Origin of the sequence: Streptomyces sp. NBC_01381 (assembly GCF_026340305.1) — a bacterium.
Lineage (GTDB): Bacteria > Actinomycetota > Actinomycetes > Streptomycetales > Streptomycetaceae > Streptomyces.
In genome coordinates, this window is record NZ_JAPEPI010000002.1 from 1 (window position 1) to 23861 (window position 23861).

Sequence of the window (23861 nt, forward strand, 5' to 3'; positions counted from 1 at the left end):
ATTGACCACGGTAAGACGACCCTCACGGCCGCCATTACCAAGGTGCTGCACGACGCGTACCCGGACCTGAACGAGGCCTCGGCCTTCGACCAGATCGACAAGGCTCCTGAGGAGCGCCAGCGCGGTATCACGATCTCGATCGCGCACGTCGAGTACCAGACGGAGACCCGTCACTACGCCCACGTCGACTGCCCCGGTCACGCGGACTACATCAAGAACATGATCACGGGTGCCGCGCAGATGGACGGCGCCATCCTCGTGGTCGCCGCCACCGACGGCCCGATGCCGCAGACCAAGGAGCACGTGCTCCTGGCCCGCCAGGTCGGCGTTCCGTACATCGTCGTCGCCCTGAACAAGGCCGACATGGTGGACGACGAGGAGATCCTGGAGCTCGTCGAGCTCGAGGTCCGTGAGCTCCTCTCCGAGTACGAGTTCCCGGGCGACGACCTGCCGGTCGTCAAGGTCTCGGCGCTCAAGGCGCTCGAGGGCGACAAGGAGTGGGGTGAGTCCGTCCTCAACCTGATGAAGGCTGTCGACGAGTCCATCCCGGAGCCCGAGCGTGACGTCGACAAGCCGTTCCTGATGCCGATCGAGGACGTCTTCACGATCACCGGTCGTGGCACCGTCGTCACCGGTCGTATCGAGCGCGGCATCCTCAAGGTCAACGAGACCGTCGACATCATCGGCATCAAGACCGAGAAGACCACCACCACGGTCACCGGCATCGAGATGTTCCGCAAGCTGCTCGACGAGGGCCAGGCCGGTGAGAACGTCGGTCTGCTCCTCCGTGGCATCAAGCGCGAGGACGTCGAGCGCGGCCAGGTCATCATCAAGCCCGGTTCGGTCACGCCGCACACCGAGTTCGAGGCCCAGGCCTACATCCTGTCGAAGGACGAGGGTGGCCGTCACACCCCCTTCTTCAACAACTACCGCCCGCAGTTCTACTTCCGCACCACGGACGTGACCGGCGTCGTGACCCTCCCCGAGGGCACCGAGATGGTCATGCCGGGCGACAACACTGAGATGACCGTTGAGCTCATCCAGCCCGTCGCGATGGAAGAGGGCCTGAAGTTCGCCATCCGTGAGGGTGGCCGGACCGTCGGCGCCGGCCAGGTCACCAAGATCAACAAGTAAGCTCGCTTGCTTGAAGATCGGGGAGACCCGGTCGCTCTGAACTGAGCGCAGCGAAGAGCCCCGTTCACCTTCGGGTGGGCGGGGCTCTTTGCGTGGGCTCTTTGCGTACGCGATTCAGGCCGTGGCAGCTTGACAGTTCGGCTCGATTGGCCTTCGGCATCCCAGGTGTGGCACACTGTCCAGGTTGCTCGGTTGAGTGCCGATGCTGCGCGCCTCCCGCCGGGAGGACCGGAAGCGAGTCCCACAGTACTCGTCGCCCCATCTGCCGTAAGGCAGCGCTGGAGCGGACGTACGGGAATCTTCTGGGAAGTGCAGTGCGGAGGCTCAGCCAGGCGCCCGGTGGGTTTCTTCCCCCGGACCCGCGGTCATCTGGGCCGCAGCCCCTAGCAGGGAAATCCTTCGGGAAATCTCCGTGAGCGGGACTGCGACACGCCCGACCGCGTGGGTCGGAGGAAGTAGAAAAAGGGCCTTCCGGGAGCCAGAGCGTTCGAGACAAAGGACTACCAAGTAGCCATGGCGGGACAGAAGATCCGCATCCGGCTCAAGGCCTACGACCACGAGGTCATCGACTCTTCGGCGAAGAAGATCGTCGAGACGGTGACTCGCACTGGTGCGTCGGTCGCGGGCCCGGTGCCGCTGCCCACTGAGAAGAACGTGTACTGCGTCATCAAGTCGCCGCACAAGTACAAGGACTCGCGCGAGCACTTCGAGATGCGCACGCACAAGCGCCTGATCGACATCCTCGACCCGACGCCCAAGACCGTTGACTCGCTGATGCGCCTGGACCTTCCGGCCGGCGTTGACATCGAGATCAAGCTCTGAAGGGCGCGGAGAAGATGACCAAGCAGATCAAGGGCATCCTGGGCGAGAAGCTCGGCATGACCCAGGTCTGGGACGAGAACAACCGCATCGTCCCGGTGACCGTGGTCAAGGCCGGGCCCTGCGTCGTTACCCAGGTCCGTACGAATGACAGCGACGGCTACGAGTCGGTCCAGATCGCCTTCGGCGAGATCGACCCGCGCAAGGTGAACAAGCCCCTCAAGGGTCACTTCGCCAAGGCCGACGTGACCCCCCGTCGCCACCTCGTCGAGATCCGTACCGCTGGTGCCAGCGAGTACACCCTCGGCCAGGAGCTGACTGCCGAGACGTTCGAGGCCGGTATCAAGGTCGACGTCACCGGCAAGAGCAAGGGCAAGGGCTTCGCCGGTGTCATGAAGCGTCACAACTTCGCCGGTGGCAAGGCCTCGCACGGTGCCCACCGTGTGCACCGCAAGCCCGGTTCCATCGGTGGCTGCGCCACGCCTGGCCGTGTTTTCAAGGGTCAGCGCATGGCAGGCCGCATGGGCAACGAGCGGGTCACCACCCAGAACCTGACCGTCCACGCCGTTGACGCGGAGAAGGGTCTGCTGCTCATCAAGGGCGCGATTCCTGGTCCGAACGGCGGCCTCGTCCTGGTCCGTACCGCGGCCAAGGGGGCCTGAGGTAACCCATGAGCACCATTGACATCCTTTCGCCGGCAGGCGACAAGACCGGGACGGTCGAGCTCCCCGCGGAGATCTTCGACGTCGAGAAGATCAGCATCCCGCTGATCCACCAGGTCGTCGTCGCCCAGCTGGCCGCTGCCCGTCAGGGCACGCACAAGACCAAGCGCCGTGGCGAAGTCCGCGGTGGTGGCAAGAAGCCTTACCGCCAGAAGGGCACCGGCCGCGCGCGCCAGGGTTCGACCCGTGCGCCGCAGTTCGCCGGCGGTGGCGTCGTCCACGGCCCGCAGCCGCGTGACTACTCGCAGCGGACCCCGAAGAAGATGAAGGCCGCGGCCCTGCGCCACGCCCTCACCGACCGGGCCCGCAACGCTCGTATCCACGTTGTCACCAACGTGGTCGAGGGCGAGATCTCCACCAAGGCCGCGAAGACGCTGCTCGGCAAGGTCAGCGAGCGCAAGAACGTGCTCCTGGTCATCGACCGTGCGGACGAGACTTCGCTGCTCTCCGCCCGCAACCTGCCCCAGGTGCACATCCTGGAGCCGGGCCAGCTGAACACGTACGACGTGCTCGTCTCGGACGACGTGGTCTTCACCAAGGCCGCCTTCGAGTCCTTCGTGTCTGGCCCCAAGGCCAATGAGACCGAAGGGAGCGAAGCCTGATGGCTATTCGTCACCAGAGCATCGCGTCCAAGGCTGCGAAGGCCGCCAAGGCCGCGCGTGTCGCCAAGGCGAAGCGCATCGCGACCGAGGGCAAGATCGCTGTTGAGCCCACCCCGCTGAGCAAGTCCTTCTCGGACCCGCGCGACGTCCTCGTCAAGCCGGTCGTCTCCGAGAAGTCGTACGCGCTGCTCGACGAGGGCAAGTACACGTTCATCGTGGCCCCTGGCTCCAACAAGACCCAGATCAAGCAGGCCGTCGAGGCGGTCTTCTCGGTCAAGGTCACCGGAGTCAACACGATCAACCGTCAGGGCAAGCGGAAGCGTACGCGCACCGGTTTCGGCAAGCGTGCCGACACCAAGCGCGCCATCGTGACCCTCGCTGAGGGCGACCGTATCGACATCTTCGGCCAGGCCTCCTAACGGAGCGCCCGGTCCGAATATCGGACGAGGACTGAGAAATGGGAATCCGCAAGTACAAGCCGACTACGCCGGGCCGTCGTGGCTCCAGCGTCGCCGACTTCGTCGAGGTAACGCGGTCCACGCCGGAGAAGTCGCTGGTTCGCCCGCTGCACAGCAAGGGCGGCCGTAACAACGCCGGTCGGATCACCGTTCGCCACCAGGGTGGCGGACACAAGCGCGCCTACCGCGTCATCGACTTCCGTCGCCATGACAAGGACGGCGTGCCGGCGAAGGTCGCGCACATCGAGTACGACCCGAACCGCACTGCGCGCATCGCGCTCCTGCACTACGCCGATGGCGAGAAGCGCTACATCCTGGCCCCGCGTGGTCTGGGACAGGGTGCCCGGGTTGAGAACGGCCCTGGCGCCGACATCAAGCCCGGCAACAACATGGCGCTGCGCAACATCCCCGTCGGTACGACGATCCACGCCATCGAGCTGCGGCCCGGCGGCGGCGCGAAGTTCGCCCGCTCCGCGGGTGCCTCCGTGCAGCTGCTCGCGAAGGAGGGCTCCATGGCCCACCTCCGCATGCCGTCTGGTGAGATCCGCCTGGTCGACGTCCGCTGCCGCGCCACCATCGGCGAGGTCGGCAACGCCGAGCAGTCGAACATCAACTGGGGCAAGGCCGGCCGTATGCGCTGGAAGGGCGTCCGCCCGACCGTGCGTGGTGTCGTGATGAACCCGGTTGACCACCCGCACGGTGGTGGTGAAGGCAAGACCTCCGGTGGTCGTCACCCGGTCTCGCCGTGGGGCAAGAAGGAGGGTCGTACTCGTGATCGCAATAAGGCGAGCAACAAGTACATCGTCCGCCGCCGCAAGTCGAACAAGAAGCGCTAGGAGCGGGTTTAGATGCCGCGCAGTCTCAAGAAGGGGCCCTTCGTCGACGACCACCTCGTAAAGAAGGTGGACGTCCAGAACGAAGCCGGCACCAAGAACGTCATCAAGACCTGGTCCCGTCGCTCGATGATCATCCCGGCCATGCTGGGTCACACGATCGCGGTGCACAACGGCAAGACCCACATCCCGGTGTTCGTCACCGAGGCGATGGTCGGCCACAAGCTCGGCGAGTTCTCGCCGACTCGCACCTTCCGCGGCCACGTCAAGGACGACCGGAAGTCGAAGCGCCGCTAGCGCGGGGTGGAACGACTATGACTTACACCGAAGGGACAACCATGGAAGCCAGGGCCCAGGCGCGGTACATCCGCGTCACGCCCATGAAGGCCCGCCGCGTGGTGGACCTCATCCGTGGCATGGATGCCACGGAGGCTCAGGCGGTCCTGCGTTTCGCCCCGCAGGCCGCGAGCGTGCCGGTTGGCAAGGTGCTGGACAGCGCCATTGCCAACGCTGCACACAACTACGACCACTCGGACGCCTCTTCGCTGTTCATCAGCGAGGCGTTTGTGGACGAGGGTCCGACCCTGAAGCGGTTCCGTCCGCGTGCTCAGGGCCGTGCCTACCGGATCCGTAAGCGGACCAGCCACATCACCGTGGTCGTCAGCAGCAAGGAAGGAACCCGGTAATGGGCCAGAAGGTAAACCCGCACGGGTTCCGGCTCGGCATCACCACGGACTTCAAGTCCCGGTGGTACGCCGACAAGCTGTACAAGGACTACGTCAAGGAAGACGTCGCCATCCGTCGGATGATGACGTCCGGCATGGAGCGCGCCGGTATCTCGAAGGTTGAGATCGAGCGCACCCGTGACCGCGTGCGTGTGGACATCCACACCGCACGTCCCGGCATCGTCATCGGCCGCCGTGGCGCCGAGGCCGACCGCATCCGCGGTGACCTCGAGAAGCTCACGGGCAAGCAGGTCCAGCTGAACATCCTCGAGGTCAAGAACCCCGAGGTCGACGCTCAGCTCGTGGCCCAGGCCGTGGCGGAGCAGCTGTCCTCCCGCGTCTCCTTCCGTCGCGCCATGCGTAAGAGCATGCAGTCGTCGATGAAGGCCGGCGCCAAGGGCATCAAGATCCAGTGTGGTGGCCGTCTCGGCGGCGCCGAGATGTCTCGCTCGGAGTTCTACCGCGAGGGCCGCGTGCCCCTGCACACGCTCCGTGCGAACGTCGACTACGGCTTCTTCGAGGCCAAGACGACCTTCGGCCGTATCGGCGTGAAGGTCTGGATCTACAAGGGCGACGTCAAGAACATCGCCGAGGTCCGCGCCGAGAACGCTGCGGCCCGTGCGGGTAACCGCCCGGCCCGTGGTGGCGGCAACGACCGCCCGGCCCGTGGTGGCCGTGGTGGCGAGCGTGGCGGCCGCGGCCGCAAGCCGCAGCAGCAGTCCGCGCCGGCTGCCGAGGCCCCCAAGGCCGAGGCTCCCGCCGCAGCTGCCGCTCCGGCTGAGAGCACCGGAACGGAGGCCTGACCGACATGCTGATCCCTCGTAGGGTCAAGCACCGCAAGCAGCACCACCCCAAGCGCAGCGGTATGTCCAAGGGTGGTACGCAGGTTGCGTTCGGCGAGTACGGCATTCAGGCCCTCACTCCGGCGTACGTGACCAACCGCCAGATCGAGGCGGCTCGTATCGCGATGACCCGCCACATCAAGCGTGGCGGCAAGGTCTGGATCAACATCTACCCGGACCGCCCGCTGACGAAGAAGCCCGCCGAGACCCGCATGGGTTCCGGTAAGGGTTCCCCCGAGTGGTGGGTCGCGAACGTCAAGCCCGGACGGGTGATGTTCGAGCTGTCCTACCCGAATGAGAAGACTGCGCGTGAGGCGCTTACCCGCGCTGCTCACAAGCTTCCGATGAAGTGCCGGATTGTTCGGCGCGAGGCAGGTGAGTCGTGATGTCGGCCGGTACCAAGGCGTCCGAGCTGCGCGAACTGGGCAACGAGGAGCTCCTCAACAAGCTCCGCGAGGCCAAGGAAGAGCTGTTCAACCTCCGTTTCCAGGCGGCGACCGGTCAGCTCGAGAACCACGGTCGGCTCAAGGCCGTCCGTAAGGACATCGCGCGGATCTACACCCTGATGCGTGAGCGCGAGCTGGGCATCGAGACGGTGGAGAGCGCCTGATGAGCGAGAGCAACGTGACTGAGACCAAGACTGACCGCGGTTTCCGCAAGACCCGTGAGGGTCTGGTCGTCAGCGACAAGATGGACAAGACCGTCGTCGTCGCTGTCGAGGACCGCGTCAAGCACGCGCTGTACGGCAAGGTCATCCGCCGTACGAACAAGCTCAAGGCGCACGACGAGCAGAACGCTGCCGGCGTCGGCGACCGCGTCCTCCTGATGGAGACGCGTCCGCTGTCGGCGACCAAGCGCTGGCGCATCGTCGAGATCCTCGAGAAGGCCAAGTAATTCTCTGAGGGATTTTCCTCAGAGTTCGTTCCGCCAGGCTCGGTGGGGGCCAAGTCCCGTCAGGGATGAAGCCCCCGCCGGGAACCGGCAGACAAACAGGAGATAGACGTGATCCAGCAGGAGTCGCGACTTCGCGTCGCCGACAACACGGGTGCGAAGGAAATTCTCACCATTCGTGTTCTCGGTGGCTCGGGTCGCCGCTACGCGGGCATCGGTGACGTCATCGTCGCCACCGTCAAGGACGCGATCCCCGGTGGCAACGTGAAGAAGGGTGACGTCGTCAAGGCGGTCATCGTTCGCACCGTCAAGGAGCGCCGCCGTCCCGACGGCTCGTACATCCGCTTCGACGAGAACGCCGCCGTCATTCTGAAGAACGACGGCGACCCTCGCGGCACCCGTATCTTCGGCCCGGTGGGCCGTGAGCTGCGCGAGAAGAAGTTCATGAAGATCATCTCGCTCGCGCCGGAGGTGCTGTAAGCATGAAGATCAAGAAGGGCGACCTGGTCCAGGTCATCACCGGTAAGGACAAGGGCAAGCAGGGCAAGGTCATTGCCGCTTACCCGCGCGACGAGCGCGTCCTGGTCGAGGGTGTCAACCGGGTCAAGAAGCACACGAAGGCCGGCCCGACCGCCAGCGGTTCGCAGGCCGGCGGCATCGTGACCACCGAGGCCCCTGTCCACGTGAGCAACGTTCAGCTCGTCGTGGAGAAGGACGGCAACAAGGTCGTCACGCGTGTCGGTTTCCGCTTCGACGAAGACGGCAACAAGATCCGCGTTGCCAAGCGGACGGGTGAGGACATCTGATGACGACCACCACCACTCCGCGTCTGAAGACGAAGTACCGCGAGGAGATCGCGGCCAAGCTGCAGGAAGAGTTCTCGTACGAGAACGTCATGCAGACGCCGGGCCTCGTCAAGATCGTGGTCAACATGGGTGTCGGCGACGCCGCCCGTGACTCGAAGCTCATGGACGGTGCCGTCCGTGACCTGACCACGATCACCGGTCAGAAGCCGGCCATCACCAAGGCCCGGAAGTCCATCGCGCAGTTCAAGCTGCGCGAGGGTCAGCCGATCGGCTGCCACGTCACGCTCCGTGGCGACCGCATGTGGGAGTTCCTGGACCGCACCCTGTCGCTCGCGCTTCCGCGCATCCGCGACTTCCGTGGTCTGTCCCCCAAGCAGTTCGACGGCCGTGGCAACTACACCTTCGGTCTCACGGAGCAGGTCATGTTCCACGAGATCGACCAGGACAAGATCGACCGCGTCCGGGGTATGGACATCACCGTGGTCACCACGGCGACCAACGACGCTGAGGGCCGTGCCCTTCTCCGTCACCTCGGCTTCCCGTTCAAGGAGGCGTAAGCGAGATGGCGAAGAAGGCTCTTATTGCCAAGGCTGCTCGTAAGCCCAAGTTCGGTGTGCGCGCCTACACCCGCTGCCAGCGCTGTGGCCGTCCGCACTCCGTGTACCGCAAGTTCGGCCTCTGCCGCGTGTGCCTTCGTGAGATGGCTCACCGTGGCGAGCTGCCGGGCGTGACCAAGAGCTCCTGGTAATTCCCCTCTGTCCTTAGGGACTTGGGAATTTCTGGAGGCTCTCGGTAAGTATCTGGTCGGTAGGTGGCCCACCTCTCCATGGCTTAGGCTAGGAGGGTTGGGCGCCTGCCGCCCTGACCGACTTACTACGCCGTAGGTCCCCGCGCCGCACCCGTCCCGCCTCTGAGTGGGGAGAGGGATGGCGCAGATAGGAAACCACGGCGAGAGAGGCCGAAGGCCAATTCATGACCATGACTGATCCGATCGCGGACATGCTGACTCGTCTGCGTAACGCGAACTCGGCGTACCACGACACCGTGGGAATGCCGCACAGCAAGATCAAGTCTCACATCGCGGAGATCCTCCAGCAGGAGGGCTTCATCACGGGCTGGAAGGTCGAGGACGCCGAGGTTGGCAAGAACCTCGTTCTCGAGCTGAAGTTCGGCCCGAACCGTGAGCGCTCCATCGCGGGCATCAAGCGGATCTCCAAGCCCGGTCTCCGGGTTTACGCGAAGTCCACCAACCTGCCGAAGGTGCTCGGCGGCCTGGGCGTGGCGATCATCTCCACGTCCCACGGTCTGCTCACCGGCCAGCAGGCAGGCAAGAAGGGCGTAGGTGGGGAAGTCCTCGCCTACGTCTGGTAGTCGGGAACGGAGGAATAGCTAATGTCGCGTATTGGCAAGCTCCCCATCACGGTTCCCGCCGGCGTGGACGTCACCATCGACGGCCGTACGGTCGCGGTGAAGGGCCCCAAGGGTTCCCTCTCGCACACCGTCGTCGCGCCGATCGAGATCGCTAAGGGTGAGGACGGCGTTCTGAACGTCACCCGCCCGAACGACGAGCGTCAGAACAAGGCCCTGCACGGCCTGTCCCGCACGCTGGTGGCGAACATGATCACCGGTGTGACCCAGGGGTACGTGAAGAAGCTCGAGATCAGCGGTGTCGGTTACCGCGTCCTTGCGAAGGGCTCCAACCTGGAGTTCTCGCTGGGTTACAGCCACCCGATCCTGGTCGAGGCCCCCGAGGGCATCACCTTCAAGGTGGAGTCCGCGACCAAGCTTTCGGTCGAGGGCATCGACAAGCAGAAGGTCGGCGAGGTTGCGGCCAACATCCGCAAGCTGCGCAAGCCCGACCCGTACAAGGCCAAGGGTGTCAAGTACGAGGGCGAAGTCATCCGCCGCAAGGTCGGAAAGGCAGGTAAGTAAGCCATGGCATACGGTGTAAAGATCGCCAAGGGTGACGCTTACAAGCGTGCCGCCAAGGCTCGCCGCCACATCCGCATTCGCAAGAACGTGTCGGGTACGGCGGAGCGTCCGCGCCTCGTCGTGACTCGCTCGAACCGCAACATCGTTGCTCAGGTCATCGACGACATCAAGGGTCACACCCTTGCGTCGGCGTCGACCCTGGACGCTTCGATCCGCGGTGGCGAGGCCGACAAGTCTGCGCAGGCCAAGCAGGTCGGCGCGCTCGTTGCCGAGCGTGCCAAGGCTGCGGGTGTCGAGGCCGTCGTGTTCGACCGCGGTGGCAACCAGTACGCCGGGCGCATTGCCGCTCTGGCGGACGCCGCCCGCGAAGCCGGGCTGAAGTTCTAAGCCCCGGTTCCGGAGCTAGCGGACGTAACAGAGAGAGGTAATTCCAATGGCTGGACCCCAGCGCCGCGGAAGCGGTGCCGGTGGCGGCGAGCGGCGGGACCGGAAGGGTCGCGACGGTGGCGCTGCCGCCGAGAAGACCGCATACGTTGAGCGCGTTGTCGCGATCAACCGTGTCGCCAAGGTAGTCAAGGGTGGTCGCCGCTTCAGCTTCACCGCGCTGGTCGTGGTGGGCGACGGTGACGGCACCGTAGGTGTCGGTTACGGCAAGGCCAAGGAGGTGCCGGCCGCCATCGCCAAGGGTGTTGAGGAGGCCAAGAAGCACTTCTTCAAGGTCCCCCGTATCCAGGGCACCATCCCGCACCCGATCCAGGGCGAGAAGGCTGCGGGCGTCGTCCTGCTGAAGCCTGCTTCCCCCGGTACCGGTGTTATCGCCGGTGGCCCGGTGCGCGCCGTTCTGGAGTGCGCCGGCGTTCACGACATCCTGTCGAAGTCCCTGGGCTCCGACAACGCGATCAACATCGTGCACGCGACCGTGGCGGCCCTCAAGGGCCTGCAGCGTCCCGAGGAGATCGCGGCTCGCCGTGGTCTGCCCCTCGAGGACGTCGCCCCCGCGGCTCTTCTTCGTGCACGTGCCGGGGCGGGTGCGTAATGGCTCGCCTCAAGGTCACGCAGACGAAGTCGTACATCGGCAGCAAGCAGAACCACCGCGACACCCTGCGCTCCCTTGGTCTCAAGGGCATCAACACGCAGGTCGTCAAGGAGGACCGCCCCGAGTTCCGCGGAATGGTGCACACCGTCCGCCACCTCGTGACGGTTGAGGAGGTCGACTGACATGGCGGAGCAGAACCCGCTGAAGGTCCACAACCTCCGGCCCGCCCCGGGCGCCAAGACCGCCAAGACCCGTGTGGGTCGTGGTGAGGCGTCCAAGGGTAAGACCGCTGGTCGTGGTACCAAGGGCACCAAGGCCCGTTACCAGGTTCCGGAGCGCTTCGAGGGTGGCCAGATGCCCCTCCACATGCGTCTCCCGAAGCTCAAGGGCTTCAAGAACCCGTTCAAGACCGAGTTCCAGGTCGTGAACCTCGACAAGCTGAGCGCGCTGTACCCGGAGGGTGGCGAGGTCACCGTAGAGGGTCTCGTCGCCAAGGGTGCCGTTCGCAAGAACAGCCTTGTCAAGGTCCTCGGCCAGGGTGAGGTCACCGTGGCGCTGCAGGTGACGGTTGACGCCGTCTCCGGCTCCGCCAAGGAGAAGATCACCGCCGCCGGCGGTACCGTCACCGAGCTCGTCTGAATTCACCAGGCTTCTCGATGACTTGAGCGATTCCCAGCCGGGGATGCCCCACATATGGGGCATCCCCGGTTGGTCGTTCCAAGGGGGGCACGGTCGCCGGTAAGGTGGCGTGCACTGTCTAAGCTCCGTGCGGTCTGCCCGCGCGGTTTTTGTGACTGATACGTATTCGTCGATCCTCAGACCACTACCTCTGACGCACGCGCGCGGGGGTCGCAGGAGGCACCGTGCTCACCGCGTTCGCCCGGGCGTTCAAGACGCCCGACCTGCGCAAGAAGCTGCTCTTCACGCTCGGCATCATCGTGATCTACCGGATCGGTACGCATGTACCGATTCCCGGTGTCAGCTACAAGAACGTCCAGACCTGCATGGACGTCGCGAACACCAATCAGGGACTGTTCGGTCTCGTCAACATGATGAGTGGCGGTGCCCTGCTGCAGATCACGATCTTCGCGCTGGGCATCATGCCGTACATCACGGCGAGCATCATTCTGCAGCTCCTTACCGTGGTGATCCCGCGGCTCGAGGCCCTCAAGAAGGAGGGCCAGGCGGGCACGGCCAAGATCACGCAGTACACGCGTTATCTGACCGTGGCGCTCGCGATCCTGCAGGGCACCGGCCTGGTGGCCACCGCCCGCACCGGCGCGCTCTTCTCCGGCTGCCCCGTCGCCAGCGAGATCGTGCCCGACCAGTCGATCTTCGTCACCGTCACCATGGTCATCACGATGACCGCGGGTACGGCCTGCGTGATGTGGCTCGGTGAGCTCATCACCGACCGCGGTATCGGCAACGGCATGTCGATCCTGATGTTCATCTCGATCGCCGCGACCTTCCCGAGCGCCCTGTGGGCCATCAAGCAGCAGGGCTCGCTGGCCGACGGCTGGATCGAGTTCGGCACGGTCATCGCGGTCGGGCTGGTCATGGTCGGTCTGGTGGTCTTCGTCGAGCAGGCGCAGCGACGCATTCCGGTCCAGTACGCGAAGCGCATGATCGGCCGCCGGTCCTACGGCGGTACGTCGACCTACATTCCGCTGAAGGTCAATCAGGCCGGAATCATCCCTGTGATCTTTGCCTCTTCACTGCTCTACATTCCGGCTCTCGTCGCGCAGTTCGCGGGGGGCAACTCGGGGTGGAAGCAGTGGATCGAGGCCAACCTGACCAAGGGTGACCACCCGATCTACATCACGACGTACTTCTTGCTGATCGTGTTCTTCGCCTTCTTCTACGTGGCTATCTCGTTCAACCCCGAGGAAGTCGCGGACAACATGAAGAAGTATGGTGGCTTCATCCCGGGCATCCGGGCTGGCCGTCCGACCGCTGAGTATCTGAGTTACGTACTCAACCGGATCACCTGGCCGGGCTCGCTGTATCTGGGCCTGATCGCTCTTGTGCCGACGATGGCGTTGGTGGGCTTCGGCGCGAACCAGAACTTCCCGTTCGGCGGGACAAGCATCCTGATCATCGTGGGTGTGGGTCTGGAAACCGTGAAGCAGATCGAGAGCCAGCTCCAGCAGCGCAATTACGAAGGGTTCCTCCGCTGATGCGTATCGTCCTCGTCGGGCCGCCCGGTGCGGGCAAGGGAACGCAGGCTGCGTTCCTTGCCAAGAACCTGTCGATCCCGCACATCTCCACGGGCGACCTCTTCCGCGCCAACATCAGCAAGGGCACGGACCTGGGCAAGCAGGCCAAGGCGTTCATGGACGCGGGCAACCTGGTGCCGGACGCGGTCACCATCGGGATGGCCAAGGACCGCATGGAGCAGCCGGACGCCGTGAACGGCTTCCTGCTCGACGGCTTCCCGCGGAACGTGTCGCAGGCGGAGGCCCTCGACGCGTCGCTCAAGGCGGACGGCCAGCAGCTCGACGCGGTCCTTGACCTTGAGGTCCCCGAGGACGAGGTGGTCAAGCGCATCGCGGGCCGCCGCATCTGCCGGAACGATTCGAGCCACGTCTTCCACGTGTCGTACAGCAAGCCGAAGACCGAGGGCGTCTGTGACGTCTGCGGCGGCGAGCTCTACCAGCGCGGTGACGACAAGGAAGAGACCGTGCGCAAGCGGCTCGACGTGTACCACCGCGAGACCGAGCCGATCATCGACCACTACAAGGCCCAGGGCCTTGTCGTGACGATCTCGGCGCTCGGCAAGGTGGACGAGGTCACCAAGCGTGCGATGGACGCGCTCTCTCGCGAGGACGCGTAACTCAAGCAGTGACACGTGGGCCGCGGCATCCCCCAGGGGTGCCGCGGCCCACGTCGTGGACGGGGCGCGGGGAGGTTCGTCCCCGCCGTATCGTTGTGGATGTCCCGTCATCTCAGGTTCAGAAAGGCTCAGGCCCCTTCATGGTGCAGATCAAGACCCCCGAGCAGATCGCGAAGATGCGTGAGGCGGGCCTTGTCGTCGCCGCCATTCACGCCGCGACGCGTGAGGCCGCGGTGCCCGGCGCCACGACCAAGGACCTGGACGACGTCGCGCGCAAGGTGATCGCCGAGCACGGCGCCAAGTCCAACTTCCTCGGGTACGGCGGCTTTCCCGCGACGATCTGCACCTCGGTCAACGAGGTCGTCGTACACGGCATCCCGGATGAGAAGACCGTCCTGAAGGACGGCGACATCATCTCCATCGACGCGGGCGCGACCATCGACGGCTGGCACGGCGACGCCGCCTTCACCGCCTTCGTCGGCACCGGTCACGCTCCGGAGCTGATCGAACTCTCCCGGGTGACCGAGGAGTCGATGTGGGCGGGCCTCGCCGCGATGAAGCAGGGCAACCGCCTCGTCGACATCTCCCGCGCCATCGAGACGTACATCCGCCGGCAGCCGAAGCCGGGCGGCGGCAAGTACGGGATCGTCGAGGACTACGGCGGTCACGGCATCGGCACCGAGATGCACATGGACCCCCACCTCCTGAACTACGTCGAGCGCCGGCGCGGCAAGGGCCCGAAGCTGGTCCCCGGTTTCTGCCTGGCCATCGAGCCGATGGTGTCCCTCGGCACGCCCCGCACGGAGGTCCTCCAGGACGACTGGACGGTCATCACGACGGACGGCACCTGGTCCTCGCACTGGGAGCACTCGATCGCGCTGACGGAGGAGGGCCCGCTGGTCCTCACGGCTCCTGACTGCGGCAGGGCGAAGCTGGCGGAGTACGGGGTTACGGTCGCGCCGGATCCGTTGGGCTAAGGGCTGGGCGGCGCCCGGGTTGCTTAAGGATCTTCCTGATGGGGCATTCTTTCTCGATTCGTCTTTCCGGGTGGCCTGACGTAGACTGACGCGTCGGCTCTCGTGCATCCGTGTGTCTGCATGCGGTGCGTGAAGTCGATCAAGGTAGTCGATTCGAAGGGCGAAGCGTGGCCAAGAAGCAAGGTGCCATCGAGATCGAAGGCACTGTCGTCGAGTCTCTTCCGAACGCCATGTTCAAGGTGGAGCTCCAGAACGGCCACCAGGTCCTGGCACACATCAGCGGCAAGATGCGCATGCACTACATCCGTATCCTCCCTGACGACCGGGTCGTGGTGGAGTTGTCTCCGTACGACCTGACGCGTGGCCGGATCGTCTACCGGTACAAGTAGATCTTGCCCGCACCCCATTCACGTGGGGTGATGGCACTGACCCGGAGAACCTCACCCAATGAAGGTCAAGCCGAGCGTCAAGAAGATCTGCGACAAGTGCAGGGTGATCCGCCGTCACGGCCGGGTCATGGTTATCTGCGACAACCCGCGCCACAAGCAGCGCCAGGGCTGACGCACGACTGCAGTTCGCAGATTTTCGCGCGACGCAATTAAGCACATATGCAGGACCCGTCCCTCTTCAGATCCATCGGTAATGGAGGGCGACACCCCCGGTCGGAGGCCGGGGACTCAGGATGTACCTCATACGGCACCTGGGAACGGTCCTGCTGAAGACCTCCGAAAATCAACAGGAGCCTTGAATGGCACGCCTTGAAGGTGTTGACCTCCCGCGCGAAAAGCGCGTCGAGGTTGCCCTCACGTACGTGTTCGGCATTGGCCGCACGCTGTCCCAGCAGACGCTGGACGCCACCGGTGTTGACCGCAACACCCGTGTTCGCGACCTGACCGAGGAAGACCTCGTCAAGATCCGCGAGTACGTGGACGCCAACATCCAGACGGAGGGTGACCTCCGCCGCGAGATCCAGGCCGACATCCGCCGCAAGGTCGAGATCGGCTGCTACCAGGGTCTGCGTCACCGTCGTGGCCTGCCCGTCCGCGGTCAGCGCACCAGCACCAACGCCCGCACCCGTAAGGGCCCGCGTCGCGCCATCGCCGGTAAGAAGAAGCCGGGCAAGAAGTAGTCCTCAGCGGTCGATCGACAGCTGTCGCTGCAGGACCGACCACCTCGCGTAGGAGTTATAGATGCCCCCCAAGGGTCGTCAGGGCGCTGCCAAGAAGGTGCGCCGCAAGGAAAAGAAGAACGTCGCTCACGGGCACGCCCACATCAAGAGCACGTTCAACAACACGATCGTGTCCATCACGGACCCGACCGGCAACGTGATCTCCTGGGCCTCCGCCGGCCACGTCGGCTTCAAGGGCTCGCGCAAGTCCACTCCGTTCGCCGCGCAGATGGCCGCCGAGTCGGCTGCCCGTCGCGCGCAGGAGCACGGCATGCGCAAGGTCGACGTCTTCGTCAAGGGCCCGGGTTCCGGTCGTGAGACCGCCATCCGTTCGCTCCAGGCGACCGGCCTTGAGGTCGGCTCGATCCAGGACGTGACGCCCACGCCGCACAACGGCTGCCGTCCGCCCAAGCGCCGTCGCGTCTGACGTTCGTACGTCGCTTGTCTTGAGGATTCGGGCGGTACGGCTCTTCGGAGTCGTATCGCCCGTACCCTTGTAACGAATCAGGGCATCAAATAGTGGGTGCCCCTGACTGAAGGATCGCAACATGCTGATTGCTCAGCGTCCCTCGTTGACCGAAGAGGTCGTCGACGAATTCCGCTCCCGGTTCGTGATCGAGCCGCTGGAGCCGGGCTTCGGTTACACCCTCGGCAACTCCCTGCGTCGGACCCTCCTGTCGTCGATCCCCGGTGCGGCTGTCACCAGCATTCGCATCGACGGTGTCCTGCACGAGTTCACCACCGTGCCGGGCGTCAAGGAAGACGTCACCGACCTCATCCTCAACATCAAGCAGCTCGTCGTGAGCAGCGAGCACGACGAGCCTGTCGTGATGTACCTGCGCAAGCAGGGTCCCGGTCTCGTCACCGCCGCCGACATCGCGCCGCCGGCCGGTGTCGAGGTGCACAACCCCGACCTGGTCCTCGCCACGCTCAACGGCAAGGGCAAGCTGGAGATGGAGCTGACCGTCGAGCGCGGTCGCGGCTACGTCTCCGCCGTCCAGAACAAGCAGGTGGGCCAGGAGATCGGTCGTATTCCGGTCGACTCCATCTACTCGCCGGTTCTGAAGGTCACGTACAAGGTCGAGGCCACGCGTGTCGAGCAGCGCACCGACTTCGACAAGCTGATCGTCGACGTCGAGACCAAGCAGGCCATGCGTCCGCGTGACGCCATGGCGTCTGCCGGTAAGACGCTGGTCGAGCTGTTCGGTCTCGCCCGCGAGCTGAACATCGACGCCGAGGGCATCGACATGGGTCCGTCCCCGACGGACGCCGCCCTGGCCGCCGATCTGGCGCTGCCGATCGAGGAGCTCGAGCTCACCGTTCGGTCGTACAACTGCCTCAAGCGCGAGGGCATCCACTCCGTGGGTGAGCTCGTGGCTCGTTCCGAGGCCGACCTGCTCGACATTCGCAACTTCGGTGCGAAGTCGATCGACGAGGTCAAGATGAAGCTGAACGGCATGGGTCTTGCGCTGAAGGACTCGCCTCCCGGCTTCGACCCGACCGCCGCCGCCGACGCCTTTGGCGCCGACGACGACGCGGACGCCGGGTTCGTCGAGACCGAGCAGTACTAAGAGCTCGGGACCGACGGATTGATTTTGGCTGCGCGTGCGTTGTGGTCGCTCGCGCAGTTCCCCGCGCCCCTTACGGGGCGCGGTTCCGCTGACCCCGGTACCTGATACGGCCGGGGCAGACATCAAGGAGAAACACCATGCCGAAGCCCACCAAGGGTGCCCGTCTGGGCGGCAGCGCCGCGCACGAGAAGCTTCTGCTGGCGAACCTCGCCAAGCAGCTCTTCGAGTACGGCCGCATCACCACCACCGAGGCGAAGGCCCGTCGTCTGCGTCCCTACGCGGAGCGTCTGGTCACCAAGGCGAAGAAGGGTGACCTTCACAACCGCCGCCAGGTGCTGTCCGTCATCACCGACAAGAGCATCGTGCACACGCTCTTCACGGAGATCGGCCCGCGCTACGAGAACCGCCCGGGTGGTTACACCCGTATCACCAAGATCGGTAACCGTCGTGGCGACAACGCGCCCATGGCGATCATCGAGCTGGTCGAGGCCCTGACCGTGGCGCAGGCCGCCACCGGTGAGGCCGAGGCGGCCACGAAGCGCGCTGCCAAGGACGCCGAGGTTTCCGAGCCCAAGGTCGACACGACCAAGGGTGACGAGGCTGCCGAGGAGTCGAAGGACGCGTAAGCGTTCTGCCGGGGACTGTGCGTCGTCGGCTACGGCCCCGTCGTGGCTTGTCGCGCAGTTCTCCGCGCCCCTTCAGGGCGTCGCGGGCCCGTCCCCTGTGGGGCGGGCCCGCTTTTTTGTGTTGCCTGAGAGGATCCACGAGTGAGCGATGAAGTAGAGCCCGGCTTTGTGCGGGTGCGTCTCGACCTTTCGTACGACGGCAAGGACTTCTCCGGCTGGGCCAAGCAGCGGCAGGGGCAGCGGACCGTCCAGGGGGAGATCGAGAGTGCGCTGCGGACCGTGACGCGGTCCCAGGAGACGTACGAGCTGACCGTCGCGGGGCGGACCGACAGCGGGGTGCACGCCCGGGGGCAGGTCGCCCATGTCGATCTGCCGGAGAGCGTGTGGGCCGAGCACGGTGACAAGCTGCTGCGGCGGCTCGCCGGGCGGCTTTCGCACGATGTGCGGATCTGGAAGGTGGCCGAGGCGCCCGCCGGGTTCAACGCGCGGTTCTCGGCCGTGTGGCGGCGCTACGCCTATCGCGTGACCGACCATCCCGGCGGTGTCGACCCGCTGTTGCGCAGTCATGTGCTGTGGCACGACTGGGAGTTGGACCTCGACGCGATGAACGCGGCTGCCGAGCGGCTCATCGGCGAGCACGACTTCGCGGCCTACTGCAAGCGGCGTGAGGGTGCCACGACCATTCGTACGCTGCAGGAACTGCGGTGGGAGCGGCGGGACGACGGGATTCTCGAGGCGACCGTGCGGGCCGATGCCTTCTGCCACAACATGGTGCGGTCGTTGGTGGGTGCCATGTTGTTCGTGGGGGACGGGCACCGGCCCGTGGAGTGGCCCGGGAAGGTGCTTGCCGCCGGCGTTCGGGACTCCGCCGTGCATGTCGTGCGGCCGCACGGGCTGACCCTTGAGGAAGTCGGCTACCCCGCCGACGAGTTGCTCGCCGCGCGCAGCAAGGAAGCGCGCAACAAGCGGACGTTGCCCGGCGCCGGGTGCTGCTGAGCGGCTAGCGCCCCACTACTGCGGGGCGTTGGCCGCGGCGGAGGCCTGCGCCTCGCCCCGCCGGTTGATCTGCTGGAAGGTGAAGCGGGCCAGGTCGTCGCCGACGGAGTAGACCTTGCGGTCCTGCTTCGTGACGTCCTTGTCGCTGGTGAAGCCGGTGGTCGTGAAGTAGGCGTAGCGGCCGTACGCGTTGTACGTGCCGCGGCAGACCGCCGTACGGCAGAAGCTGGGCACGCCCTTGCCGGGGAGCGAGACGACGAGGCCCTTCTCCGCCTGCTTGTTGACCTTCTCGGCCTGGGCCGCGGTGTCGAAGACGGCCACGCCGACCGTCACCGCCACGTTGTCCTTCACATAGCTGGCGCGGTACAGCGTCTTGCAGTCGTGCTTGGTGAGGAGCGCGCCCAGGGCGGCCTGGGTGACGCTCGCGCACTTCTTCGTGCCGCTGGTCGCGCCCTTCTTGTAGACGCTGTCGCCCGAGGTCAGCGTCTTGCCGGGGAAGAGTGTGTCGGCGCTGAGCGGCGCCTTGTCCTTCTTGGCGCTGGAGATGAACTCCTTGGGGTCCGGCGGGGGCGGCGGCGTCGTCTCCTCGAAGGACGGGCCGGGGTTCGTGCTCGCCCCGGGGATGTCCGCGGTCGTCGGCAGCTCGCTGGCCGGCTTGTTCGACGCGGAGGAGTTGTCGCTGTTCGCGGAGACGACCGCGACGGCCACGGCGGCGGCGACCGCGACCGTGGCGAGCGCGCCACCGCCGATCATCAGCCACTTGCGGCGCCGGGCGCGCGACTCGGACGCCTCGGCGAGCGCCGCCCAGTCAGGGGTCTGTCCATCGCCCGGACCCCACTGAGGTCCCCCTTGCCCAAAGCTCATGCGCCGCATCTTAGACGGGGAGTTGGGGATGTTGAGCCGGGGCCGGGGGTAGCCTCCGACCTAGCCTGATCCGCATGAATACGGGCAAAGGCGCTCTTAGTGGGGCTCTTGGTGGGTGGTTGTCGCGGCCTGCGACCTGGCACGCCTGGGCGGTGCTCGGGACGGTGCTGATCGCCGCGGTCGTCCGGGTGGGGCTGCGCGGCCCGGACGGCGGGATGGACAACGCGATCGTGGTGCGGGCCGCCGAGGCCTGGCTGGACGGGCGCTCGCCCTACGCCGACCGGCACTTTCTGTATCTGCCGGGGGCCGTGCTCGCCGCGCTGCCGCAGGCGCTGCTCCCGCAGTCCGTCGTGCGGTTCCTGGTGCCGGGCGGGGTCACCGCCGCGCTCGTCGCCGGGTGGGCGTGCGCGCTGCGGATCCACGGGGTGGCGTGGCGCAGCCGGTTCGCGGTCATCGGGCTTCTCGCGCTCGCCGTGGGGTTCGCGCCGTTCGGGCATCTCGTCGACCTTGGCAACTGGACGGTCGCGTCGGCGGCCGCGCTGCCCCTCGCGCTGCTGCTCGTGTGCCGGGGGAGGTGGGTGGCCGCGGGCCTGGTGATCGGGGCGGCCGTCGCCGTGAAGCCGCTGCTCGCGCCGGTGGTGCTGCTCTTCGTCTTCGCGCGGCGGTGGCGGGGGCTCGCGGGGGCCGTGCTCGTGCCCGGGGCGGTGTCCGTGGGGTCGGCGCTGCTCATGCCGGATCCGGCGGGGTTCTTCACGCGGACGCTGCCGTTCCTGCTGCGGGGCGACGACCGTTTCGTACGGCTCTATGAGGCGTCGCCCGCGGCGGTCCTTCCGCGTCTGGGGGTACCGCAGGGGGTGGCTTCGCTACTGGCCGTCACGGCTGCGGCGGCGGGGGTGTGGTGCGCCTGGCGGCGGTGGGCCGGCGGGGGCGCGGGGCCGCGGCCGCTGCGGGTGGTCGAGACGGCCGTGATGCTGATGCTGGCGGCCTTCCTGGTGTCCAGGCCGTCGTACGACCACTATTTGCTGGTCGTCGTGCCGCTGCTGCTCGCGGGGGCGCTCGTGCCGGGTGCGGCGGCCAGGGGGCCGTGGTTCTGGGTGGCGCTCGTGCCGCAGGTTCCGGGGTTCAGCTGGCCCTGGCTGGAGCCGGGTACCAGGCGAGCCTTCCGGGACTTCGTGACGCTCTGTGTGCTGGCGCTCGCGGTCGCCCGGAGCTGCGTCCGGGCGGGCGGGGTCACGGCTGGAAAGGGCGGCCCCGCCCGTGGTGGGGGAGTCGCCGGCGCCGGTCTCCAGAGCCGCGTTTTGACCCGTACGGGGCGGCGCGGGTAGTCTCGGGGATTGTTATGCGTATTGGCTTCGTCGTTCTCACGCGAAGGGCCCTTACGTAGGTTCCCTGGAGCAGTTACCAGTGGCTCGCATACGGGCAGCGTCCCCGGCATTGTGAGCCCCAGCTGCATGATCGCTTCGATCGCTTCTGGGGTGCCGTGTGTCTGGACCCCATCCACTAAGAAGCGAAGGCTACGAAGTGCGTACGTACAGCCCCAAGCCCGGCGATGTCACTCGCCAGTGGCACATCATCGACGCGCAGGACATCGTCCTGGGCCGTCTGGCGACCACGGCAGCGAACCTCCTCCGGGGCAAGCACAAGCCGACCTATGCGCCGCACATGGACATGGGTGACTTCGTCATCATCATCAACGCCGAGAAGATTCACCTCTCCGGCAACAAGAAGACCCAGAAGCTGGCTTACCGCCACTCCGGTTTCCCGGGCGGTCTTCGTTCGGTGCGCTACGACGAGCTGCTGGCGAAGAACCCCGAGAAGGCCGTCGAGAAGGCCATCAAGGGCATGATCCCCAAGAACACCCTGGGTCGTCAGATGCTCTCGAAGCTGAAGATCTACTCGGGCGACCAGCACCCGCACGCTGCGCAGCAGCCGGTGCCGTTCGAGATCACCCAGGTCGCGCAGTAGTTCCGGCCACACCCCCTAAGACGTAAAGAAAGATCTGAGGAGAATCGTGGCCGAGACCACCGTTGAGCAGCCGGTCGAAGAGACCGAGGTTGTTGACGTAGAGCAGTACACCACCGAGTCCGAGGCGCCCGTCGAGGGCGAGTACACCTCGGAGTCGAACGCCGCGCGCTTCGGCGACCCGCAGCCGGCCGCCGGCCTGGGCCGTCGCAAGAACGCCATCGCCCGCGTCCGGATCGTCCCGGGCACCGGCAAGTGGAAGGTCAACGGGCGCACGCTCGAGGACTACTTCCCGAACAAGGTCCACCAGCAGGAAGTCAACGAGCCCTTCAAGGTGCTCGAGCTCGACAACCGCTACGACGTCATCGCCCGCATCTCGGGTGGCGGCGTCTCCGGTCAGGCCGGTGCGCTCCGTCTCGGTGTCGCCCGTGCGCTGAACGAGGCCGACGTCGACAACAACCGTGGCGCCCTCAAGAAGGCCGGTTACCTCAAGCGTGACGACCGTGCGGTCGAGCGCAAGAAGGCCGGTCTCAAGAAGGCCCGCAAGGCTCCGCAGTACAGCAAGCGTTAATCTGCCTGCTTGTGCTTTTCGTTCGCCCCGGCGGCACGTTGTGTGCTGCCGGGGCGTTCGTTTATCGGAAACCCTGGTGATCACCGGGGCGGGACCCCGGTGATCCCGGGGTAGAAGTCCGGAGGAGGACAGCAGTGGGACGACTCTTCGGCACGGACGGCGTGCGCGGTGTCGCCAACGCGGATCTGACGGCCGAGCTCGCGCTCGGGCTCTCCGTGGCGGCGGCTCATGTGCTCGGCGAGGCGGGCACGTTCGAGGGCCATCGGCCGGTCGCGGTGGTCGGACGAGACCCCCGCGCGTCAGGGGAGTTCCTGGAGGCCGCGGTGGTCGCCGGTCTCGCGAGCGCGGGCGTGGACGTCCAGCTCGTCGGTGTGCTGCCCACCCCCGCGGTGGCGCATCTCACCGGTGCGCTGGGCGCCGACCTCGGCGTGATGCTCTCCGCGAGCCACAACGCCATGCCGGACAACGGCATCAAGTTCTTCGCGCGCGGCGGCCACAAGCTGGCCGACGAGCTGGAGGACCGTATCGAGTCCGTGTACGAGGAGCACCGCACCGGCGCTCCCTGGCAGCGCCCCACGGGCGCCGGCGTCGGCCGCGTGACGACGTACGACCAGGGCCTCGACCAGTACGTCGCCCATCTCATCGGCGTCCTGCCGAACCGCATCGAAGGGCTGAAGATCGTCCTCGACGAGGCGCACGGCGCGGCCGCCCGTGTCTCGCCCGAGGCGTTCGCCCGCGCCGGTGCCGAGATCATCACGATCGGCGCCAAGCCGGACGGCCTGAACATCAACGACGGCTGCGGCTCCACGCACCTGGGCCTCCTGAAGGCCGCCGTCGTCGAGCACGGCGCCGACTTCGGTGTCGCGCACGACGGTGACGCGGACCGCTGCCTGGCCGTGGACCACACGGGCGCCGAGATCGACGGCGACCAGATCCTCGCGGTGCTCGCGCTCGCCATGCGGGAGCACGGCAAGCTGCGCTCGGACACCGTTGTCGCGACGGTCATGTCGAACCTGGGCTTCAAGCTCGCCATGGAGCGCGAGGGCCTGTCCCTCGTACAGACCGCCGTCGGCGACCGGTACGTCCTGGAGTCGATGAAGGAGCACGGCTTCGCCCTGGGCGGCGAGCAGTCCGGGCACGTGATCATCCTCGACCACGCGACGACCGGCGACGGCACACTCACGGGCCTGCTGCTCGCGGCACGCGTCGCCGAGACCGGGCGTTCGCTCGCGGAGCTCGCCGGGGTCATGGAGCGGCTTCCGCAGGTGCTCATCAATGTGCCCGACGTCGACAAGTCGCGGGTCGAGACCTCCGCGGAGCTGACCGCCGCCGTCGTCGAGGCCGAGGCGGAGCTGGGCGCGACGGGGCGGGTGCTGCTGCGCTCCTCGGGCACCGAACCGCTGGTGCGGGTCATGGTCGAGGCCGCCGACATCGAGCAGGCCCGGTCGGTGGCCGGGCGGCTCGCCGATGTGGTGAAGTCCGCGCTGGGCTAG

Annotated in this window: 37 protein-coding genes; 36 read left to right on the top strand and 1 reads right to left on the bottom strand. The window is 66.3% G+C overall.

What is annotated here, in order from left to right; genetic code table 11:
• The 32 genes from tuf to truA all read left to right on the top strand — a co-directional run.
• A partial coding sequence (tuf, locus tag OG453_RS21670; RefSeq protein ID WP_266869974.1) for an elongation factor Tu occupies positions 1-1134 on the top strand: 1134 nt, incomplete at its 5' end.
• A gap of 513 nt (positions 1135-1647) precedes the next feature.
• A complete protein-coding gene (gene rpsJ / locus OG453_RS21675) occupies positions 1648-1956 on the top strand; it encodes a 30S ribosomal protein S10 (RefSeq protein ID WP_003948644.1) in 309 nt (102 codons plus the stop codon).
• Between the two features lie 14 nt (positions 1957-1970).
• Positions 1971-2615, top strand: coding sequence for a 50S ribosomal protein L3 (gene rplC, locus OG453_RS21680; RefSeq protein ID WP_266869976.1), 645 nt, complete (start codon positions 1971-1973; stop codon positions 2613-2615).
• Between the two features lie 8 nt (positions 2616-2623).
• Positions 2624-3277, top strand: coding sequence for a 50S ribosomal protein L4 (gene rplD / locus OG453_RS21685; RefSeq protein ID WP_266869978.1), 654 nt, complete (start codon positions 2624-2626; stop codon positions 3275-3277).
• Complete coding sequence (gene rplW / locus OG453_RS21690; protein ID WP_055553493.1) at positions 3277-3696, top strand: 50S ribosomal protein L23; 420 nt, start codon at positions 3277-3279, stop codon at positions 3694-3696. Before rplD ends, rplW begins: the two co-directional genes overlap by 1 nt.
• Before the next feature lie 38 nt (positions 3697-3734).
• A complete protein-coding gene (gene rplB / locus OG453_RS21695) occupies positions 3735-4571 on the top strand; it encodes a 50S ribosomal protein L2 (protein ID WP_135332553.1) in 837 nt (278 codons plus the stop codon).
• Between the two features lie 12 nt (positions 4572-4583).
• Positions 4584-4865: a 30S ribosomal protein S19 gene (rpsS, locus tag OG453_RS21700; RefSeq protein WP_135332554.1), complete on the top strand. Its 282-nt coding sequence runs from the start codon at positions 4584-4586 to the stop codon at positions 4863-4865.
• A 41-nt stretch (positions 4866-4906) separates the two neighbouring features.
• Positions 4907-5254, top strand: a complete 348-nt coding sequence (rplV, locus tag OG453_RS21705; RefSeq protein WP_135332555.1) for a 50S ribosomal protein L22 — start codon at positions 4907-4909, stop codon at positions 5252-5254.
• Entirely contained in the window at positions 5254-6096 is an 843-nt protein-coding gene (rpsC, locus tag OG453_RS21710; RefSeq protein WP_135332556.1) for a 30S ribosomal protein S3, read from the top strand. Before rplV ends, rpsC begins: the two co-directional genes overlap by 1 nt.
• A 5-nt stretch (positions 6097-6101) precedes the next feature.
• Positions 6102-6521 carry a 50S ribosomal protein L16 gene (rplP, locus tag OG453_RS21715; protein ID WP_135332557.1) on the top strand — a complete coding sequence of 140 codons (420 nt, stop codon included), beginning with the start codon at positions 6102-6104 and terminating at the stop codon, positions 6519-6521.
• Positions 6521-6745 (top strand): 50S ribosomal protein L29, encoded by a 225-nt coding sequence (rpmC, locus tag OG453_RS21720; protein ID WP_010036720.1) that lies wholly within the window; start codon positions 6521-6523, stop codon positions 6743-6745. Before rplP ends, rpmC begins: the two co-directional genes overlap by 1 nt.
• Entirely contained in the window at positions 6745-7029 is a 285-nt protein-coding gene (gene rpsQ, locus OG453_RS21725) for a 30S ribosomal protein S17 (RefSeq protein ID WP_055564830.1), read from the top strand. Before rpmC ends, rpsQ begins: the two co-directional genes overlap by 1 nt.
• A gap of 108 nt (positions 7030-7137) precedes the next feature.
• Positions 7138-7506 carry a 50S ribosomal protein L14 gene (gene rplN, locus OG453_RS21730; RefSeq protein ID WP_003974257.1) on the top strand — a complete coding sequence of 123 codons (369 nt, stop codon included), beginning with the start codon at positions 7138-7140 and terminating at the stop codon, positions 7504-7506.
• A gap of 2 nt (positions 7507-7508) precedes the next feature.
• The gene (rplX, locus tag OG453_RS21735) at positions 7509-7832 is read left to right on the top strand and encodes a 50S ribosomal protein L24 (protein WP_055553504.1); all 324 of its coding nucleotides are present in this window, start codon (positions 7509-7511) and stop codon (positions 7830-7832) included.
• The gene (gene rplE, locus OG453_RS21740; RefSeq protein ID WP_135332558.1) at positions 7832-8389 is read left to right on the top strand and encodes a 50S ribosomal protein L5; all 558 of its coding nucleotides are present in this window, start codon (positions 7832-7834) and stop codon (positions 8387-8389) included. The genes rplX and rplE overlap by 1 nt, the downstream gene beginning before the upstream one ends.
• A gap of 5 nt (positions 8390-8394) precedes the next feature.
• Positions 8395-8580 carry a type Z 30S ribosomal protein S14 gene (locus OG453_RS21745; RefSeq protein ID WP_003956452.1) on the top strand — a complete coding sequence of 62 codons (186 nt, stop codon included), beginning with the start codon at positions 8395-8397 and terminating at the stop codon, positions 8578-8580.
• 224 nt (positions 8581-8804) lie between these two features.
• Entirely contained in the window at positions 8805-9203 is a 399-nt protein-coding gene (gene rpsH / locus OG453_RS21750) for a 30S ribosomal protein S8 (RefSeq protein WP_135332559.1), read from the top strand.
• Positions 9204-9224: 21 nt separating this feature from the next.
• Positions 9225-9764, top strand: coding sequence for a 50S ribosomal protein L6 (rplF, locus tag OG453_RS21755; RefSeq protein WP_135332560.1), 540 nt, complete (start codon positions 9225-9227; stop codon positions 9762-9764).
• Positions 9765-9767: 3 nt separating this feature from the next.
• Positions 9768-10151: a 50S ribosomal protein L18 gene (rplR, locus tag OG453_RS21760; protein ID WP_266869987.1), complete on the top strand. Its 384-nt coding sequence runs from the start codon at positions 9768-9770 to the stop codon at positions 10149-10151.
• A 46-nt stretch (positions 10152-10197) separates the two neighbouring features.
• Positions 10198-10800 carry a 30S ribosomal protein S5 gene (gene rpsE, locus OG453_RS21765; RefSeq protein WP_135332562.1) on the top strand — a complete coding sequence of 201 codons (603 nt, stop codon included), beginning with the start codon at positions 10198-10200 and terminating at the stop codon, positions 10798-10800.
• The gene (rpmD, locus tag OG453_RS21770) at positions 10800-10982 is read left to right on the top strand and encodes a 50S ribosomal protein L30 (protein WP_055553514.1); all 183 of its coding nucleotides are present in this window, start codon (positions 10800-10802) and stop codon (positions 10980-10982) included. The genes rpsE and rpmD overlap by 1 nt, the downstream gene beginning before the upstream one ends.
• 1 nt (position 10983) lies before the next feature.
• Positions 10984-11439 carry a 50S ribosomal protein L15 gene (rplO, locus tag OG453_RS21775; protein WP_055564835.1) on the top strand — a complete coding sequence of 152 codons (456 nt, stop codon included), beginning with the start codon at positions 10984-10986 and terminating at the stop codon, positions 11437-11439.
• 224 nt (positions 11440-11663) lie between these two features.
• On the top strand, positions 11664-12977 hold the full coding sequence (gene secY / locus OG453_RS21780) for a preprotein translocase subunit SecY (RefSeq protein WP_266869988.1): 1314 nt from the start codon (positions 11664-11666) through the stop codon (positions 12975-12977).
• Positions 12977-13633, top strand: a complete 657-nt coding sequence (locus OG453_RS21785) for an adenylate kinase (protein WP_266869990.1) — start codon at positions 12977-12979, stop codon at positions 13631-13633. The genes secY and OG453_RS21785 overlap by 1 nt, the downstream gene beginning before the upstream one ends.
• A 140-nt stretch (positions 13634-13773) precedes the next feature.
• Positions 13774-14610 (top strand): type I methionyl aminopeptidase, encoded by an 837-nt coding sequence (gene map, locus OG453_RS21790; RefSeq protein WP_266869992.1) that lies wholly within the window; start codon positions 13774-13776, stop codon positions 14608-14610.
• Positions 14611-14777: 167 nt separating this feature from the next.
• A complete protein-coding gene (infA, locus tag OG453_RS21795; protein ID WP_003948620.1) occupies positions 14778-14999 on the top strand; it encodes a translation initiation factor IF-1 in 222 nt (73 codons plus the stop codon).
• A gap of 58 nt (positions 15000-15057) precedes the next feature.
• On the top strand, positions 15058-15171 hold the full coding sequence (gene rpmJ, locus OG453_RS21800; protein WP_003974245.1) for a 50S ribosomal protein L36: 114 nt from the start codon (positions 15058-15060) through the stop codon (positions 15169-15171).
• A 187-nt stretch (positions 15172-15358) separates the two neighbouring features.
• Positions 15359-15739: a 30S ribosomal protein S13 gene (rpsM, locus tag OG453_RS21805; RefSeq protein WP_266869994.1), complete on the top strand. Its 381-nt coding sequence runs from the start codon at positions 15359-15361 to the stop codon at positions 15737-15739.
• A gap of 61 nt (positions 15740-15800) precedes the next feature.
• Positions 15801-16205, top strand: a complete 405-nt coding sequence (gene rpsK, locus OG453_RS21810; RefSeq protein WP_003948617.1) for a 30S ribosomal protein S11 — start codon at positions 15801-15803, stop codon at positions 16203-16205.
• A gap of 121 nt (positions 16206-16326) precedes the next feature.
• Entirely contained in the window at positions 16327-17349 is a 1023-nt protein-coding gene (locus tag OG453_RS21815) for a DNA-directed RNA polymerase subunit alpha (RefSeq protein ID WP_016645160.1), read from the top strand.
• 137 nt (positions 17350-17486) lie between these two features.
• Positions 17487-17975 (top strand): 50S ribosomal protein L17, encoded by a 489-nt coding sequence (gene rplQ / locus OG453_RS21820; RefSeq protein ID WP_266869997.1) that lies wholly within the window; start codon positions 17487-17489, stop codon positions 17973-17975.
• A gap of 141 nt (positions 17976-18116) precedes the next feature.
• A complete protein-coding gene (truA, locus tag OG453_RS21825) occupies positions 18117-18971 on the top strand; it encodes a tRNA pseudouridine(38-40) synthase TruA (RefSeq protein WP_266869999.1) in 855 nt (284 codons plus the stop codon).
• A 15-nt stretch (positions 18972-18986) separates the two neighbouring features.
• Here the strand turns inward: truA and OG453_RS21830 are convergent, their stop codons facing one another.
• Positions 18987-19835 carry a hypothetical protein gene (locus tag OG453_RS21830; RefSeq protein WP_266870001.1) on the bottom strand — a complete coding sequence of 283 codons (849 nt, stop codon included), beginning with the start codon at positions 19833-19835 and terminating at the stop codon, positions 18987-18989.
• A 74-nt stretch (positions 19836-19909) separates the two neighbouring features.
• Between OG453_RS21830 and OG453_RS21835 the strand changes: the two genes are divergently transcribed.
• The 4 genes from OG453_RS21835 to glmM all read left to right on the top strand — a co-directional run bounded on the left by OG453_RS21835 (position 19910) and on the right by glmM (position 23861).
• Complete coding sequence (locus tag OG453_RS21835; RefSeq protein WP_266870003.1) at positions 19910-21160, top strand: glycosyltransferase family 87 protein; 1251 nt, start codon at positions 19910-19912, stop codon at positions 21158-21160.
• Between the two features lie 196 nt (positions 21161-21356).
• Positions 21357-21800 carry a 50S ribosomal protein L13 gene (rplM, locus tag OG453_RS21840; RefSeq protein ID WP_135336143.1) on the top strand — a complete coding sequence of 148 codons (444 nt, stop codon included), beginning with the start codon at positions 21357-21359 and terminating at the stop codon, positions 21798-21800.
• Positions 21801-21846: 46 nt separating this feature from the next.
• Complete coding sequence (gene rpsI, locus OG453_RS21845; protein ID WP_266870006.1) at positions 21847-22368, top strand: 30S ribosomal protein S9; 522 nt, start codon at positions 21847-21849, stop codon at positions 22366-22368.
• Positions 22369-22502: 134 nt separating this feature from the next.
• The gene (glmM, locus tag OG453_RS21850) at positions 22503-23861 is read left to right on the top strand and encodes a phosphoglucosamine mutase (protein ID WP_266870008.1); all 1359 of its coding nucleotides are present in this window, start codon (positions 22503-22505) and stop codon (positions 23859-23861) included.

Excerpts from the sequence above, each read along its gene's own strand:
- rpsS (WP_135332554.1), top strand. The coding sequence starts at position 4,584 with ATGCCGCGCAGTCTCAAGAAGGGGCCCTTCGTCGACGACCACCTCGTA.
- rpmJ (WP_003974245.1), top strand. The coding sequence starts at position 15,058 with ATGAAGGTCAAGCCGAGCGTCAAGAAGATCTGCGACAAGTGCAGGGTG.
- rplV (WP_135332555.1), top strand. The coding sequence starts at position 4,907 with ATGGAAGCCAGGGCCCAGGCGCGGTACATCCGCGTCACGCCCATGAAG.
- rplP (WP_135332557.1), top strand. The coding sequence starts at position 6,102 with ATGCTGATCCCTCGTAGGGTCAAGCACCGCAAGCAGCACCACCCCAAG.
- rplX (WP_055553504.1), top strand. The coding sequence starts at position 7,509 with ATGAAGATCAAGAAGGGCGACCTGGTCCAGGTCATCACCGGTAAGGAC.
- rpsQ (WP_055564830.1), top strand. The coding sequence starts at position 6,745 with ATGAGCGAGAGCAACGTGACTGAGACCAAGACTGACCGCGGTTTCCGC.
- rpsK (WP_003948617.1), top strand. The coding sequence starts at position 15,801 with ATGCCCCCCAAGGGTCGTCAGGGCGCTGCCAAGAAGGTGCGCCGCAAG.
- rplC (WP_266869976.1), top strand. The coding sequence starts at position 1,971 with ATGACCAAGCAGATCAAGGGCATCCTGGGCGAGAAGCTCGGCATGACC.
- OG453_RS21785 (WP_266869990.1), top strand. The coding sequence starts at position 12,977 with ATGCGTATCGTCCTCGTCGGGCCGCCCGGTGCGGGCAAGGGAACGCAG.
- rpsC (WP_135332556.1), top strand. The coding sequence starts at position 5,254 with ATGGGCCAGAAGGTAAACCCGCACGGGTTCCGGCTCGGCATCACCACG.
- rplO (WP_055564835.1), top strand. The coding sequence starts at position 10,984 with ATGGCGGAGCAGAACCCGCTGAAGGTCCACAACCTCCGGCCCGCCCCG.
- rplQ (WP_266869997.1), top strand. The coding sequence starts at position 17,487 with ATGCCGAAGCCCACCAAGGGTGCCCGTCTGGGCGGCAGCGCCGCGCAC.
- rplB (WP_135332553.1), top strand. The coding sequence starts at position 3,735 with ATGGGAATCCGCAAGTACAAGCCGACTACGCCGGGCCGTCGTGGCTCC.
- rplF (WP_135332560.1), top strand. The coding sequence starts at position 9,225 with ATGTCGCGTATTGGCAAGCTCCCCATCACGGTTCCCGCCGGCGTGGAC.
- rpsM (WP_266869994.1), top strand. The coding sequence starts at position 15,359 with ATGGCACGCCTTGAAGGTGTTGACCTCCCGCGCGAAAAGCGCGTCGAG.
- OG453_RS21815 (WP_016645160.1), top strand. The coding sequence starts at position 16,327 with ATGCTGATTGCTCAGCGTCCCTCGTTGACCGAAGAGGTCGTCGACGAA.
- rpsH (WP_135332559.1), top strand. The coding sequence starts at position 8,805 with ATGACCATGACTGATCCGATCGCGGACATGCTGACTCGTCTGCGTAAC.
- rplE (WP_135332558.1), top strand. The coding sequence starts at position 7,832 with ATGACGACCACCACCACTCCGCGTCTGAAGACGAAGTACCGCGAGGAG.
- rplR (WP_266869987.1), top strand. The coding sequence starts at position 9,768 with ATGGCATACGGTGTAAAGATCGCCAAGGGTGACGCTTACAAGCGTGCC.
- rplW (WP_055553493.1), top strand. The coding sequence starts at position 3,277 with ATGGCTATTCGTCACCAGAGCATCGCGTCCAAGGCTGCGAAGGCCGCC.
- rplD (WP_266869978.1), top strand. The coding sequence starts at position 2,624 with ATGAGCACCATTGACATCCTTTCGCCGGCAGGCGACAAGACCGGGACG.
- rpsE (WP_135332562.1), top strand. The coding sequence starts at position 10,198 with ATGGCTGGACCCCAGCGCCGCGGAAGCGGTGCCGGTGGCGGCGAGCGG.
- rpsJ (WP_003948644.1), top strand. The coding sequence starts at position 1,648 with ATGGCGGGACAGAAGATCCGCATCCGGCTCAAGGCCTACGACCACGAG.
- rpmD (WP_055553514.1), top strand. The coding sequence starts at position 10,800 with ATGGCTCGCCTCAAGGTCACGCAGACGAAGTCGTACATCGGCAGCAAG.
- rpmC (WP_010036720.1), top strand. The coding sequence starts at position 6,521 with ATGTCGGCCGGTACCAAGGCGTCCGAGCTGCGCGAACTGGGCAACGAG.
- OG453_RS21830 (WP_266870001.1), bottom strand. The coding sequence starts at position 19,835 with ATGAGCTTTGGGCAAGGGGGACCTCAGTGGGGTCCGGGCGATGGACAG.
- OG453_RS21745 (WP_003956452.1), top strand. The coding sequence starts at position 8,395 with ATGGCGAAGAAGGCTCTTATTGCCAAGGCTGCTCGTAAGCCCAAGTTC.
- OG453_RS21835 (WP_266870003.1), top strand. The coding sequence starts at position 19,910 with ATGAATACGGGCAAAGGCGCTCTTAGTGGGGCTCTTGGTGGGTGGTTG.
- map (WP_266869992.1), top strand. The coding sequence starts at position 13,774 with ATGGTGCAGATCAAGACCCCCGAGCAGATCGCGAAGATGCGTGAGGCG.